The following is a 16,195-nucleotide window of genomic DNA, read 5'->3' on the forward strand; positions in this document are numbered from 1 at the left end:
CATCCACCCGGGTCCATCCATCCTCGCGCGGTGGAGCACACGGGTTCCAGGTCGCGCCGGCCGGGGGCGCGACATCCACACCACCCAGAGGAGAACGGCGATGAACGACGGCACAACGAAGCTGCAGGCAGTGACGCTGGCGGTCTCGAACCAGGGTCTCAACCGGCTGCTTCGAACCATCACGCCGGACCTGATCAGCCAGAGCTTCACTGCGCCCAGCATGTCGGCGCTGAGCCACCCGGTGACAGTCCCGAGTACCAACAACCACATCGACGTCAACACCATCTACCTCTCCGGCGGGACGATCAGCGACATCTCCGTCACCTCGACCCCCAGCGTGTCTTACGGGGGAGACGGGAACCCGTGCGTCAGTCTCGGGGGTGGATTCCACATCAGCTACGCTGCGTGGAACGAGACCGGAAGCACCTTCCCCGAGGGCAACACCAGCCCCAGTCCGTACGGCAACGACTTCGGCGCGTTCCACTTCGACATCACCAACATCGACCTGTCGTTCGAGGTGCAGCCGGCGACCGGGACGCCTGGCGCCGCACTGCAGTGGGGAAACATGGTCCAGGTGACCAACCCGAAGCAGAAAAACGTGAGCGTGGCGAACGTGGCCATCCCCTCGGGCTCCTATCTGCACGGCAGCGACCTGTCCTGCGTCAATGGCAAGGTCCAGGATAAGGTGGATGCGATGGTCGCGGACGTGAACTACGCGAGCAAGCTCGCCGGCGCGCTGAATGGTGTGCTGACCACCATTCCCAGCAGCGGACAGCTGAGCTCGGCCATTCTGTACGAGTTCGAGCCTTCCTGCGCGCCAACCTTCCCCAACCAGGAAGGACTACAGATTGGGATCGCCGGCGGTGTGAGCTACGACGGCACCGGATACTCCGCGAGTCCGGTCTCCATCCCGCTCCCCAAGATCCAGACGGACCGCGATGTCGTGATCAATGTTGCGGCCTATGAAGCGAACGCGCTTCTCTGGGCGGCGTTCCAGGCGGGCGAATTGGGCGTCGACCTCACGCAGGCGAGCGCCGAGAACGCGGCGACCCTGAATAGCGGCTACTTCCAGCAGATCTGGCCCTCGCTGTACGCGTTCGGCCAGGCCAAGAACGCCAACGGGGTCCCTCTCCAGGTGGTCGCGATGGCCGCCGAAGCGCCGGTGGTCGCGATCCGGGGGGTGCTCCAGCTGACCGGCACCATCTACACTGGCCTGCAGAGTACGCTGGATGCCACGACGTACGCGAAGGTGGAGTACATGGTCGGCATCATCTACTACTCCGTCGCTGCGTTCAACGCTGCCCTGGCGGAGTACCTGACCCCGGCCGAGGTGACTAAGTATGGAACCACGATCCTCGATGCCGTTCAGGCGGGCGCGGCTGATCCGGTCATGAGCGTCCCGCTGTCGATCAACGTCGCGTTCAACTACATGGACCAGGGCACCTGGACTCCGCTGCTCAGCTTCACCATCAACCGCAGCAACGTCCTGTCGGCGCTCTCGCTCAACGAGAACAAGCTCACCTTCACCTTCAGTCAGCAGAACATCGACACCGTGACGGACGTGCAGGTGGTCGAATCCGCACTGGATGGAGTCGTCGCCGTGGTGCTCGACTTCGTGTGGGTCCTGTTCGCCCCCAGCCTGAACGTGGCACTGGAGAGTGTAGGAACCCGCGGCATCCCGCTCCCCACCATCGGCGGAATCACGCTTGGGAGCCCCAGCATCAGCCTGGTCGCCGACGATGGCGGCTACGTTTCGCTGAGCACCAACATCCGGCGGGCCTGACACGGTCCGGGGGTACCGGCTCCGCGCGGCGCCCGTACCCCCGGACGACCGGGGACACGAACGCGCACCCACTCTGCCGGCCGGATCACCACATCCAGGCAACGCGTCCCGTTGTCGCTGGCCAGATGGATGACCGAACCTGCTTTGCCCCGGTCCCTTGGGGCGTGCAGCGGGATCTGTTGCCCGTCGATACAGCGCATCTACTTCAGACTCCCTCGCCAGAAACCGGCTCTCCGCCGGCATAATCCATTTGTTTACCTGGAGGGGTCCATGGCGTCCGCCGGACGATTCTCATGGGTATGCGCTGCGGGCATACCTTGTTCTGGCACCGTTCCAAAAATCCGAAAGATGGAAAAGGCCCCCCAGCGTAAGTCGCTTCGGCCCTTCACTTACAAATAGTGTGTGGGGGGGGGCGGGGCTCGAACCCGCGACCTTACGATGATGAGCGGGTGACCGGCCTCTCCCCCGGCACCCCTCAGCACTGAAACCCGCATCAGCGCTGAAAACCTCCTCAGGCGCAATGGCCCGCGCCAGCCGCCGCCGATGCCCGCTTGGCACTATTCCTGGCACTGCATTTATGCAGATCAGTTCAACTCGCAGGAGGCCCGTTCGCATTCAGGCTGGGCTAGCAAACACCAAGGGGGCGATAACGGTGGATCGTACCGACACACTCCACGAACACGTCGTTCCCGGTCGCCGCCGCAGCCGTGGACGGCGTCATGTTGCTGCCGGGCACCCGTGCGAGATCGCTGGAGGCGACCGCCCCGGCGAGGCGCCGAACGTCCCCGGCAGCGGATTCGTTGCTGGGTGGGGAGCAACGACGCCACTTCGTACCCCGTATGGTGCCACGGCCAACTGCTGCACATCCACCTGCTGTATGCGGACCTGACTAACATCGCCCCGCCGCACCTGCGGCAAGGCGTGCGTATGGGTGAGAGATTGCGGCGCGCCCGACGTTTCCTTGTTCGCGCTGCCGGACGCTCGCCACCAACGCCGCCTACGAGAGCGAGTATCGCACTAAGAGGTAGCGCGGCTTGTCGTCTGGCGGCACGGCGGTGGTGAGTTGCGCCACAGGCGCGGTGGACGTCAGCGTCAGCGGCAGCAAGGGAGAGGTGGGCGGCGGCAGCAGAACGAGGGGCTGCGTAGCCGGACCTGTCGGCGTCAGGAGATCGACACCGGTGATCGTAATGCCCCTCACCTGCGCCAGATAGGGGAAGTGCTCCTTGCGCAGTCCCACCTTGAGCTTCGTGCCCGTGGGACCCGCCACGAACTGCTGCCACTCGGACGGGAACTCGTGCTTCAGGCTGAGGAGCTGCGCCAGACCCGGGCCCTGGGTGTCTTCCAGGAGCGTTCCCAGGTGGGTCACCGCCGCGGTGCGCAGCGTGCCGCCCCCTTCGCGTGCGGTGTAGCGCAGGTGCAGCACCACGTCGGAGATGGAATCGTAATCGAACTGGCGGTACATCTGGGGAAGCTCCAGCCGCCACGTGCTCTCCGCGCCATCACCCTCGAACGGCAGATAGCGCTCGTCGCGCGCTCCCGGCTCGAACAGCCCCGCATCGTCGGCCCCACCACTGGTGACCACGGCGCGGGTGCCACCGGCGTGGTCCAGGAAGCGGGAATCGTCGGACCCGGCGCGCGCGTAGTCCGGCGCCAGGTCCGGGGAGCGGCGAACGGTGCTCCGCAGCAGGGTGAGCGTGCAGCTCACGGGCGTGTAGGGGCCCGCCACCGAGGGCATGGAGACGCTGACGCTGCGGAGGCGCCGCAGGAAGTGGCCTGGGCAGTCCAGGTCAAAGAGCCACTCGGGCACAGCAACCTCGCACTTGCCGGTGGCCCGCAGCTCCAGCAGGGCCAACGGGGCGAGCTGGCGGAGCGAGACGTGGCGGGCCAGCTCGTACTCGCGGCGATTGTTGTCGTGGTAGGCGGTCTCCAGGCGCTTCAGGTCCAGGTGCAGCTTTTCGCCAGCCAGCAACCCTTTGCGCCCCCCGTCCCAGTAGTTGAAGGCGACGAAGCTGGTGCCGTCCAGCTCCGTGCGCATCAACTCGCGCTTCACCGCCTGCTCCGCACGCCGCGCCCCGTCGAACGCCAGCCGGTAGTAGTCGTAGTAGAGCTTGTAGAGCTCGCCCTGCATCCACCCGTACAGCTCCTCGCCCGCGAACTTGCCGCGCAGGAATTCGTCCACCTGGCGCGACTGCTCGATCTGCGCCTTGTGGCTCTCATAGTCGTGCCGGGTGATCTCCTCCCGGATCAGCGACGACACGATCTGCCGCCCGATCTGCGCCAGCTCGCGCGCCGCCAGGTTGTTCTGCAGCACCCAGTCGTCCAGCCGGCGCTCGTACGAAGCCGTCTGTGTCATCGCCGCGGCGGTGGCGTCGGAGATCGTCGCCGCAGTGCTCATCGCTCCGGCAACGTACTTCGCCGCATTCGCGAGAGCAGCCCCACTGAAAACCTTGGCCTTGCCGCCCATCCCCCAGTAGGCCAGTTGAATACGGAAGTCGGGGATCAGCGCTAGCGCAGGCGCGGTGAGTTCCAGTGCAGCGGCCTGCGCCCGGAGAGCGAGTGAGGTGGGCGCGAGCACGTTTAACGGAACGTGCTCGTTCACGGTGAGGGCCAGCTTGCCGTCGCCCCCGCCCGTCTGCGCCGTCGGTGTGGCCGCGTCAATGATACGGATGGCCGGGTACGCCGCCGCCGCGGGCTCGGCGGCGTACTTCCCCACCATATCCTGATAGATCTCGTCGAACGACTCCTCCGTGAGTTGCTTACGCTCAAGCGACAGCCCGGCGAAGGCGACCGACTCGTCCTCTGGCTTGCCCAGTAACCGCTGGCTATGACGGTAGCGCTCCACGACCGACTCCCGGCTGCACAGCATCGCCTCGGTGCTCGCCCTGGCTTCCTGCCACTGCAGGTAGCGCGCGTCCTGCGCCAGCTCGTGCAGGTGGATCTCGTGCTTCTGCCGCAACAGGGCCAGGTGCTCACCCTCCTTCTTCTCCACCGCGGACAGCAGCGCTCCTCCCAGGGCGCGCACCTCGGCGCACAGCTCCAGCGCCTTCTGCATCAGCAGGGTGGCGCGCACCGGCGAGGGCGGCTGGTTCAGTCCGCTCACCAGGCTGCCCACGTCGATCCCCGCGGCGGCGGCCTTCACCAGCAGGCCCGGGTCGATCGGGGGATCGAAGAGCGCGAGCTGCCGCACCACCCCGCCGATGTTCATGCAGCGGCGGATCTTGAACAGCCGGTCGGCCACCGTGTCCCAGTACCCCAGCAGCTTCTCGTTTTGCGGGATGCTGAAGTACAGTGTGTGTCCGATGCCGAACGCCGGCGCCGGCTGGGGCGGGCCGGCGCCCTGGCTGTGCGGTGTGAAGAGGTTGAAGGGGAACTGCCCCTCCATCTCCACCAAGGCGTTGCCCATCGCGTCGATCTGTTTCGCTGCGGCAGCCTTGAGCTGCTTGAAGCTCTTCGGCCGCACGCGCCCTGAAGGGGGAATCCGCTGCGGACGCGGGCCCAGGATGTTGGCGGCCAGCACGTAGACCTGCGTGGCCTCGGCCACGCTCTCGCTGGTGTCCTGCAGGAACAGGCTGTCGCCCCAGGCGATCAGGTTGTCCAGGTACTTCATTACTACGCAGTACTGGTACGCCAGGGTGCGGGTGCGCGCGATGGCGTGCGGCTGGAACGGATGCGTGTACGAGGCGTTCAGCCCGTTCAGCACCGAAGCCTGCAGGTCGGCCTCGGCGGGGTTGGCGGGCGCCCTGGCCAGGAGCCGCAGCAGGTCGTCGATCTGGAGGACGGGGTCGGCCTCGCGAAAGCGCAGGAACTTCCAGTAGCGTTGCCTCGGTGGCACCGAGGTGTCGTTGCAGGTGGGATCGAACACGTAGTGGAACCAACGCTGCGCGTCGGCAAAGCGCTGGTTGCGGCTGAGCTGCACCGCCACGCTCAGTGGCACGTGGAAGTACAGCTCCCAGTTGTACACGGTATACGGGCCACCGTCGGCGAAGTCGACGACTTTGGCCGGGTAGCGCACGTCCAGGTCGGCCGCGCCGTCGGGGTTGGGGGCGTAGAGCGCCTGGAAAAAGTCCTCGTGCAGCTTCTGGGACTTCAGATCCAGCAGCCCGTCCACCGAGCCGCGGTTAAGCCGCTCCAGCAGCTCGGCCACGAAGGGGTGGAAGTGGTTCTGGAAGGTATAGGTGCGCTGGTGGGGGTGAAGCAGGGCGATGCCGGGCAGTGATGCCGCCTGCTTGGCGAGGTGATCGCCCGGGGCACTGACCACTTTCTTCATGATGGATCCTCGAAGTGAGGCGTAAATCGTCGAGCCGGTGTCATTCTCCGGCGGCGGCGGCCGAGCCCGCAGCCCCCACCGGGTGCCCGTCGAACATGAAGTCGCCGCCGGTGCTCAGCACGTTGTTGATGCCGCCGCCGGAACCCACCGCCACGGACGAGATCCCGGCCGCCGCCGGGTCCAGCTTTGCGGAGGCCACCGCGTAGCTCGCCCACGCCGACATGGTCACAAGGTCGTCGCCTGGGCGGACGAAAAACACGTGACGGCGGTCCTGGAAGAAGAACGGCGATGCCACCGGCCTTTCCAGTTCGTGCCGCGCCTCCACCGTGTCGTAGAGCCGCGCCTTCCCGAGCACGCGGTCAACGATCGGGCCGTCGGGCTGGATTTCGATGCGCAGGAACTCCGGGAAGTCGGCGGCCGCGCGTATCGTCCGATAGCGGGGCTGCTGCAGCATGAACAGGTGTGAGCCCCCCGCCGGCATGTCTTCTCCACGAACGGGGAGCGAGCTGGTGTTGTACAGGTGGAACTTTCCCGTCCGATCCCTGCCGTTCGGATAGTCGTCGTACGTCAGATCGATCGTCAGCCCCGAGGCATCTTCGCGCGAGCTCAAGCGCAGCCGGGCGCGGTCGAACGCCCCCGGCCCCGAGGAGCTGAATTCGACCTCGTACTTGCTGTGCAGCGGCACGTTGGTCGTTGCTGCCACCTCCACGGTCCGCCCCAAGGAAGTTGGCCGTGCCACGTCCGAGGTCTTCGTCGGCTGCCATTTTCCGCGTACGCACTCGCTCCAGTGCAGCGTGGCCGCTACCGCCACCTTCGTGTCCGTCTTCAGGCTGGCGCCCGTCAGGCTGGTAAGCGTGTCCGTCTGGTTCGTGAGTGGAAGCTCGACCTTGTCGGGCATCTTCTGCTGGATCCCCACCCAGAACAGGAAGAGGCGTCCGCGCCACACCACGGGGAGCACCGGGTTGTCCTCGATCGCCACGCCGATCTTCTCCCACGGCGTCCACGCTCCCGACTCCAGCCGGCGGTGGAAGTACAGGCGCTTCGCCCCGGCGGTGCGGGCAACCACATGCAGCACATCGTCGGCGCCGCCGGGGTCGTTCTCGGCCAGGTACATCCCGCAAACCTCCAGCATCGCCACCTCTTCGAGCCGGGTGAGATAGCTCGCCAGCGCGCTGGCTGCGGCGTCGTCGGTGATATCGCCCTGCAGCAGCTCGGTTTCCAGGTCCTTGAACAGCGGCGATTTGTCGTCGCGCAGCTCAGGCTCCAGCCAGTTCTCAGGATACAGGAAGACCTTGCGGTTGGCCTCCCACACGCGGTAGCGCTTCATCCACTCCCACTGCGCGGAATGGATGGCGGCCGAAGACACCTCGCGCTCCAGATTCAGCAGGCATCGCTGGATGAAGAGCTGCACGGTGGCGATGGCCTGCCGCACCCGCGAGGTGGCCATGCACGGCTCCATCTCCACGTCGATCAGCAGGTGCTCGTACAGCTTGTCGGGGGTGTTCACCTCGGGGTGGCTCGCCCGCAGCCCGGCCAGCACGGCCGCCACCAGCGCATCGCGCTGCAGTGCGCGCAGGCGGTCATTCACGGGCTGCAGCACCGTGCGCCACGCCGCCTCGTCGTAGCGGGCCCGGAGCACGGACTGCAGCGCCACCACGTGGCCAGCGGCGGGCTGGTTGGTGGAGGCGTCCGCCAGCGCGGCGGCGCCCACCCCCAGCGCTCGGGCCAACGTCAGCGCCCGATGCACCCGCACGAGATTGCCCGGCTGCCGCAGATCGGAAAGGCCCACGGCGGCGAACCGGCTCAGCACCGTGCGGAGGTCGGCCTGCGCCCACCCGGCCACCTTCGCCAGTGCGGCGCCGCCGTCGACAGGCGCATCGCCCAAGGCGCGCGCCAGCGCGTCGTCGCGCGCCCCGTACTCCGCCTTCATGGCCGCGTAGCGCAGCAGCGCCGCCACGGCGCCAGCCAGGTCGTGCGTAACGGAGGCGGCAGTCGCGGGCTGCACCGGCAGCAGGTCGAACCACTGGGGCACGCCGAACTCCTTCACGGCAAATTCCACCTCGGCGGCGGACAGATGAAGCTCGCCGGCCAGCGCCATCGCCTTCCCCAGACGCAGGTACGTGGCGGCAAAGCGGTCCAGCTCCACGGCGGGACACAGGCGCGCCGGGGGGATTACCTCGCGCGACAGGCCCGTGGGCTTTGCCTTGCCACCGGCACCGGCCTGCGCCTTTGCCCCGCCCTCCCATTGCAGCACCACCTGCTGCGTCACGCTGCTCACGGCCAGCTCCAGCGGGTACAGGCGCCCAGCCTTGAGCTCCACCGCATCTGTGTTCTCGAAGGCGTCGCCGCCCGGCAGGGCCTGGAGCGCCACGGGCGTTCCGTCGATGGACAGCACGGCACCGGCGCCCGCATCGGTGTCTACCCGGAAGTTGTAGAAGGCGTCGTCAGGCGCCTCCAGCCAGCCGTTCCACACTACGCTACGTGCGGCCGCGGGGCTCGCCGGGTTGGCGGGAAGCGTGTCGCCGCCCTTCCCGAACTGGATCGACGCGTCCGTTCGAACCAGGTCCGGCGTGCCGGAGATTGTGCCGGAGAAGTAGTACCGCGCGGTGAGGCCACCTGTCTCCAGCGCCAGGAAATCGTACAGAGCGGCACTCGACGCGTCGCCGTCGGCGTGGAGGATCGTGCGGTCTTCCAGCAGCGCGGCAGCCACGGCGGCGTCGGCGCTCAGCTCCGCGGCGACCGTCTGCCGCACCTGCTGGCGCTTCAGCTTCTCGCGCAGCGCGGGTAGGAAGTCGGCCAAAAGCGTGGGCAGCCACTGTTCCAATGTCTGCTTCGTCGGCTGGAAGGTCGTCAGCAGAGGCTCCAGGTCTGGATAGTGGTCGAAGAACGCTCGCGACTGTGCGAAGAGCGCCGACAGGGCCTTGTCGAAGGCCGCCAGGGCGGTGGCCGGGGTGGGTGCCGTCAGGCCCGCAGCGTTGGCGGCGACGGCCTCGGCCTTGGCAGCGGCTACGATGTCGGGTTCGGCCTGCGCCGCGGTCTTGATGGCGGCCTTCGCTGCGACCGTCATCGTCCCGCGGAAGGAGAGCCGCTTCTGGAAGCCGTCGTAGTCAAGGCCATCGGAGACGGCCGCCAGCTTCGCTCCCAGCGCGCCACCCACGTGGGAGTAGTGCACACTGTACGTAACCGTGTCGGTCAGCAGGCCGAAGAAGGTGGCGGCGGCCTCGTCGCCGTACACCAGCGCCATCTGGGCTTGCGCCGACTGGGCGGTCGGGCCCCCCCCCGCGCCCAGGTCGCGGTTGACGCCCGCCAGGCCACCCCGTAGCCGCAGCGCGAATTCGAGCACGGCTTGGCGCGGGGGCTGTGCCTTTCCGCCCGGGTCTTCGTGGCGCAGCCAATAAAGCAGCGTGCTGATCTTTACCCCCGAGCCACGCACAAGCCCCGCGAACTCGATGAAGGGGAGGATCGGGGGCTCGGCCGTTCCACGCGGCCACTGCAGCGTGGGGCCGAGCACGGCCGGGTCCAGCCCGGAGAAGGGGTCCAGCCCGGACAGGTCGATCAGCCCCAGCAGCTCGCGCATGCTCAGCCGGAGCTTGCGGGCTAGCCAGCCGTGATGGAAGACGGCGCTGGCCGTGGCCAGGGTGAGCGGGAGCGGCGTCTGCTTCGTATTCCCCAGCCGCGCCAGCACCAGCTCCACCTCATTGCCGGTCATGCCGAAGGCGGCGCGCAGCGCCTCGCGGTGGGGGTCCACGTCCTGCGGGGGGCCGCTTAGGAAGGTGCCGTAGCCGTCGTCCTGGAACACGGCGTCGAGACGGAGGATGCCGGCGCCCAGGAACATCCGCCGGTAGAGCGAGTCGGGGTGCAGGGTGTCGATGGGGGCCCAGCACGCCAGCAGCGGGAGGAGGTCCTTCGCCGGGTTCAGCTCCAGCGCGTCCATCGCCCTGCACAGGTGGCCCAGGCGCGGCAGGAGAAGCTTGAACCCGGTGTCGAGGCGGAGCAGCGCGGCTTTGTCGCCGTCCTTCGGGTCGGGGAGCGCGGAAGCGGGCCACAGCGCGTGGACTGCGCGGTCGGTGTCGCGCAGGCTCCAGCCCAGCGCGCGCCACAGCCGCACAAAGCGCTGCAACCGCCGCAGCTCGATGGGGAGCAGCCGGTTGGTGGCGAAGTACGGCTTGGCGTGGCGCAGCTCCAAGGTGGCAAAGCTGCACGGCTCGTTCGCCCCGGTGGGGTCCGAGAGCACCACCAGCTGCATGATGCGGTCATGGTGGTCCACGATCCACTGCTTCACGTCGCCGCCGTACGCGGCGGGGTCCAGACCGAGGGGGAGCAGGGGCTTCAGATCCGCTGACGTCAGCGTTCCCGCCTTCACCTGGCCGATCTGCCCCAGGTCCAGCCCCAGTCGCTCGAGGCGGGGGATCAGCCAGCTGTCGGGGTTGACCCACTCGGTGCGGACGAGTTCCACCAGCTCTTCGTAGCTCACGCCCAGCACGCGTGAGATGGCGCCTGCGCCGGAGACGGCCAACACCACGCCGACGTCGCTCGTCACGGCCGGCGCGGTGCCATAGAGGTCGGCGAGCAGGATGGTGTGGTCGGTCAGCAGCCGGTGCGCCTGGCGCGACAGGCCCAGCCGCTCCATCAGGATGTCGCGCCAGGCATAGTCGGGATCGGTGACGAGCCCGGTCCGGTCGAGCGCGTCGTCCACCCGCAGCCGCTCCAGCACCCGGTGCAGCGGCACGTCGAAGTGGCCGAAGTACAGGCGAAGCGCCTCCAGCGGCTGGTGGAAGGGTAGCACGATGGGGAACACCGCGTCGCGAAGGATCACGTACGCCGCGTCGTCGGTGTTCTGCGGGTTGGCCAGCAGATCGGCGCTGGGCACGCTGGCGGTGTCGTAGCCGGCGAAGGGCGGAGTCTGTAGGGAGCCATGGACGACGAGGAACTCCAGCAGCTCGTTCACCAGGTCGATGTACGGCAGCGCCGTGTTGGTGTTCTCGCAGGTGAGCGGCAGCTCTTCGATGTCGGGGCGGCGGGCGAGCAGCACCTGGAGCGGCGTGGGCGCGACGGCTGCGGCAGGCGGGGGCTGAGGCCGGTCGACGAAGCGCAGCAGGTCCACCAGATAGGCCGCCGGGCCGAGGACGGACCGGCAGTGGTCGCAGGCGCAGTAGTCCATCTCACCGAAGAGGCCCTCCAGCGTAGGATAGGGCAGCACCGCCGACGCGGGGGCTGAAGCGGTGCCCGCGGCGGAGCCCAGCACGCCGCCGCCGGTTTGCGCCGGGGTGATGGCGTGCACCGGCGGCGCCCCGCCGCGCAGCAGGTACGCGGTGGCCAGGCTCAGGACCGCGTGGTGCACCTGGGCCGCCTTGCGGTGGGTCTCGGCCGCCTCGGCCTCCCCACCCAGCGCGCCACCGTAGCGCTGCACGAAGGCCTGCTCGTCGAGCTGCACCACGGCGCGCGCCGAGTCCAGCCCGTGCTCCAGCAGGCCCTGCATGGCCCCGTCGGAAGGGGTGATCTGGTACACGCGCTGCAGCCGCTTCACCTGGCCCAGCACCTCGTTGGAGAGCTCGATCCCGTTCTCACGGACGTACGCCTCCACCGGGTGCATCCCCAGCTCGAAGCCGGTGGCTGGGTCGGCCAGGAAGCGGTGCACCTCAGCGGCGACCGTGGGATCGGCGCGCAGCGGGAGTTCGCCGGTGCGCACCTGCTCGGCCACCACGGCGGTGGGGTAGCCCAGGCGGAGCTGGCCGGCCATCAGCGCGGCGTAGCTGGCGCGCTTCTCGTCGCCGCTCCCGCCGGGGACAGCGTCGGGGATTTCGACGCCTTCGAGCAGGGGCAGCCAGGCGTCGGCGCGGTGCAGGCCGGCCCGTACTAGGTCGGCCGGGGTGGCGGGCGCGTGCTCATAGTGGATGCGCTCTAGCAGCGGCGCGTTGTTGAGCGTGAGGAACGAGAGCTTGCCGTCCAGCTGTAGGCGCTCCGCCGCGGGCTTCCCCAGCTCAGCCTCCACGCGGGTCCACAGCGTGTCGGGCTCGTCGCCGTGCGCCTGGTACAGCTCGGCAAAGCGGCGGCTGGCGGCCTCGTCTCCACGCAGTGACGTACCGAGCAGCTCGCCGAGCGTGGAGCCGCCCGGCGCCGGCGGCGCGGTGAGCAACCCGCCGACGGCGCGCTCGCGGAAGCGTTCGAGCGCCGCGTCTATGCCGTCCGCATCGGAGCGGGGGATCACGCCTTCGTTCGCCCCGCGCTCCCACAGCGCGCGCACCGCATCGGGCGCAAGGCGGCTCAGCGCGGCCTCGCTGGCGGGCACGCCGGCGCGGAAGAGGGCGTAGAAGTACTCCGCGCCTACCCCCCACTCCGCAGCGAAGCGCGCAGCGAGCGAGGCCATGGCCACCATGCGCGCGTCCCAGCCGCTCTTGTTGGCCAGCCAGGTCAGCTCCTGCCGCTCGTCGTCTTCGCGCACCGCGGCCAGGCGGGGGCCCAGCTCGCCGTTGGCGCCCAGCAGCGTGCCGATGGCGGCGCCCAAGCGCTCGTACTCGGGCGGCTGGCGAACCTTCTCCGCCGCGATCGCCACGTCCACCACCTGATCGTGCGCGGCGTTGTAGACCACGGGAGAGGTGGCCAACAGCTCACCCGCGGCTCTGACGCGCACTCGCACGTCGGGGTGCGCCTTCCCGCGCCGCGTGACCGTGGCCGTGTCGTACACGATGCGGTAGCCCCCGTCCACGCCCGTCTCCGTGCCGCCGAGTGCCACCTCGCCGCCCATCCCCACATCCACCGCCTCCACGCGGAGCGCGGGGATGCCCACCTCGCCCGGACCCGTCACACGGCCGTGGATGGAGGATGGGGATTCGGCCGGCGGGCCGCCGTTCCCGCCAGCCTCGGGCTCATCGCAATGGGCACCGTCGCCGTCGGGGAGCTGCACGGCGATGGCGACGGGGATCTCGCCGGCCTTCGCGTTCCACAGCACCGCGTTCTCGGTGCTCACGACCAGCTCGTCGCCGCGGAACACCTTGAAGAACAGATCCGGCCGCCGGTCCACGCACAGCTCGCGGAAGAACCCGCCACCGAAGCGGATCTGGAACCTCCCCTCGCCATCCGTCACCGCGCTGCCGACAAGGTCGTCGATAAGCAGGTCCTTGTCCCACGCCTCTACACGCACCCCCCAGATGCCGCGGCGGGTGCGGGAATCGACCACAAGGCCGGTGATATGAAAAGTTCTATCATTGGCATGTGACATTGAAATGCTCCGAAAGGGGTAACTGCTTCGTGCGACGACCCGTGTAGCCGTGCCGTACGTTGGCCCAACGGATGTCGCAAATTATTGAAGGTTCAAGGATCCTTCCCGCGCGCCTTTCTCACCGGTCGGCAGCGGCTGGGCGATCCGGCTGGAAACGAGGCCCCGGCCTTGATTCGCCGTGCCATCTAAATTAGGACGGCTCCGTCAAAGTGGTTGTCCAACGCCATACCTTTTTATCGAATGTTAAAACGTTACGGACGGGGAGTCGCGGCGAGGCGGGGGGTGGCGATCGCCCGAAGGGAACTACTTCCAAAAATGTTTGGGTCTGAAATCGCACCATTCATGCTGCTGGTCGGGTTTGTGGGTATGGCCTTCTTGAGATCCTTGGACGAGTTCGGCAGCTTCCCGACAAACGGAGTACTCACTGTAAGAGCATCTGGCTTGGCAACTCTCGAGTCTTTCCCAGGAACCGGAATCTCCGGTCCAAGGGGTGCAAGCAGATCAGCTAATTCGTCCTTGTGGCGGTCAAACAGTGCTTCGCCGAAGTTCTTCACCATATTCTTACGCGTATAGCCCTCAACTGCCACTCTTCCGCCTCTGAACTCTACAGTTCCGTACATTGTGAAGATCTCCACAATTCCCTTGATTGCATAGTAAGTCCGCTGAACAGAAGACAGGTTTTCGTGGGTCTGCGGATCGATCCCAGTGGCCGCTCGGGTAATGTCTTGTGCCATCGGCTCAAGAAAACTCGTTAGATACTTTGCCACCGGGGCGCCCTCACGCTCAATTCCAACGTCGAGCTGACGAAACGCAGCAGCATACGCCCCTTGCTCCCACCACCACATGAACGTACCGCTTTCATACTCCGACGACTTCGGCTTGTCCGAGATGACTACTACCACGTCCCCAGGAAGCTCCATCGAAATGCTCTTGTCCGATGGCGGCGCTGAAGTGATAATCGTTGAGCCAGGCTGCAGTTTCTTCCAATCAAGGCCGAGATTCCATGTCTTCAAATCATCCACGGAGTATTTCCCCCCGCTGTTAGTCGCCAAGTTCCAATATGTATCCCTTGCCTGCACGACGTGCTTTCCATCGTCGGAATCCATACCGTCCGGATCCATAAAGGTGATGGGATTACTATTGCAGTATTCAAAAAGGCACATTCCATCAACGAATCCTGCGGGATCGGGGGTTGCCCACCGTCCGATCCAGTGCGCGTAGTATCTCGCACCGTGGTAAGACAGCCCGCTCTCCTCATCCCGCTCCTTGCCCGTGTAGCGGTACCGTTTCGGCGTCTCGGTCCGGCTGCGGACGGCCTGGTAGGAGGTGCTACCGTACGGGTAGTACTCCTCGTACGAGATCACCTGCGCGGAGTCGTCCAACTCAAGGCAGGCGGAGCCGAGGTGGTTGGCGAGTTGGTAGCGGACGAGGCGGGCGGGCGAGGGATCGGCGCCCCGCGTGCGCGTCTCCACCAGGGCGACGCGCTGCTTGTCGTCCATCAGGTGCAGCGTCTCGCGCTCGAGAGTGACGGTGTCGCCATCGGGGCCGTACTCGCGGTAGATCTCCAGGCCGCCCAGGTAGATGCGCTCCTTCATCCGCCGCGGTGGTCCGCCGGCGCCAGCGGCCGCGGCGGCATCCGTCACCTTGCGGACGCGCTCGCCTGCCGCGTCGTAGGTGTACCAGGTAATCTCGGGGACGCCGCCGTGCGCGATGGCCTGCCGCGAGGTGGCGCGCAGGCGATCATGATGGTCCCACTGCATCAGCGGCAGGTGCGGCATCGCGGTGATGTTGCCATGCCCGTCGTGTGCGTACGTCCCGGCGGGGGCGGGTCCAACCTGCGTTTGAGTGAGGCGGTTGCTCACCTTGCCCGACTCCAGCAGGCTGGGCTCCGCGTAGGTATACTTGCGCCTCCAGCCGCGCTGCGTGGGATCCTGAGCGCGGTGGATCATCCTCAGGAAGTTCCCCACCGCGTCGTAGACGTAGCGCTCCAGGTAGCGCCCCATCGTGTTGCCATCGCCGGGGTGCAGCAGGTCGACCCGAGGCGCGTCGCTGTCGCTGCCCGGGACGGGGGGCAGGGGCGATCCACCGGCGAACTGGCCCAGGTGCTCGCGGCCCGTGGCCTCGATCAACCGGTAGCGCGAGTCATAGGTGTAGCTGGCGCTCGGCTCCACGCGCTGGTTGCGGAAGAAGACGGCCTGCTGCGCCGCGTCTTCCACGTGCGTGATGTTGCCCGCGGGGTCATAGACGTAGGCGACGTTCTGCACCCCGCACCAGGGATTGACGGCGTCCGGTGGCTGCGGGCAGTCGCCCGAGAACGCCGCGCCGCGCGTGGTGGCCAGCCGCGTGAGCCGGAAGGTGAGCGAATCGTAGGAATAGCGCGTGGCCACGCCGTTGCCGTACGCGACCAGCGTCCGCTGCCCACGGGCATTGTAGGCGAGGCCCGTGACGGCGCCGAGCGTTGCCGTGGCCGGGTTCAGCAGCGACGCGGGCACGGAAGGCTGGTCGAGCCAGGCGTCGAGCCGCTCCAACAGGTTGGCCTCGTTGTACGACGGCTGCACGATGTTGAGCAGCGCGCCCGTGCGGTCGCTGAACGGCGCGACCTGCTGCACCACGCGTCCAAGCGCGTCGTGGCGCGTGGCCGTGGTGAACAGCTCCGCCTCCAGCGCAGGCTTCGCCGCCCAGTCCACCTCCGCGCGGTAGTCGGCGAGCAACTGGCGCGTGCCCCGGGCCAGGTTCCCCTTGAAGTCGTACGCTTCGCTCGCCACCACCCCTGCGCCGTCGAACACGCGGATGGCCTTCCCTCGCAGATTCATCAGCACGTCGTTCGGCACGCCTTCGCCGTACTCCGTCCGCTCGGCCGCGCGCTCGCCCACCCCGTCGTCCACGAAGACGGCGGTAGGCCGCCGCAGCGCGTCGTAGGTGGTGT

General features: G+C 67.6%; 4 protein-coding genes. 1 reads left to right on the plus strand and 3 read right to left on the minus strand.

Going from position 1 to position 16,195, the window contains the following annotated elements:
- The first annotated feature begins 100 nt into the window (after positions 1-100).
- Positions 101-1,783 carry a hypothetical protein gene (locus tag VFE05_11915; GenBank protein ID HET6230768.1) on the plus strand — a complete coding sequence of 561 codons (1,683 nt, stop codon included), beginning with the start codon at positions 101-103 and terminating at the stop codon, positions 1,781-1,783.
- Positions 1,784-2,780: 997 nt separating this feature from the next.
- Here the strand turns inward: VFE05_11915 and VFE05_11920 are convergent.
- The 3 genes from VFE05_11920 to VFE05_11930 form a co-directional block, all read right to left on the minus strand.
- On the minus strand, positions 2,781-6,050 hold the full coding sequence (locus VFE05_11920; GenBank protein ID HET6230769.1) for a hypothetical protein: 3,270 nt from the start codon (positions 6,048-6,050) through the stop codon (positions 2,781-2,783).
- Between the two features lie 40 nt (positions 6,051-6,090).
- The gene (locus tag VFE05_11925) at positions 6,091-13,227 is read right to left on the minus strand and encodes a neuraminidase-like domain-containing protein (protein HET6230770.1); all 7,137 of its coding nucleotides are present in this window, start codon (positions 13,225-13,227) and stop codon (positions 6,091-6,093) included.
- A gap of 293 nt (positions 13,228-13,520) precedes the next feature.
- A partial coding sequence (locus VFE05_11930) for an RHS repeat-associated core domain-containing protein (GenBank protein ID HET6230771.1) occupies positions 13,521-16,195 on the minus strand: 2,675 nt, incomplete at its 5' end.

The organism is Longimicrobiaceae bacterium (assembly GCA_035696245.1).
In the GTDB taxonomy this organism is placed as follows: Bacteria; Gemmatimonadota; Gemmatimonadetes; order Longimicrobiales; family Longimicrobiaceae; genus DASRQW01.

Bases quoted from the DNA above. Each gene is read 5' to 3' on its own strand.
- VFE05_11920 (HET6230769.1), bottom strand. From the start codon at position 6,050: ATGAAGAAAGTGGTCAGTGCCCCGGGCGATCACCTCGCCAAGCAGGCG.
- VFE05_11915 (HET6230768.1), top strand. From the start codon at position 101: ATGAACGACGGCACAACGAAGCTGCAGGCAGTGACGCTGGCGGTCTCG.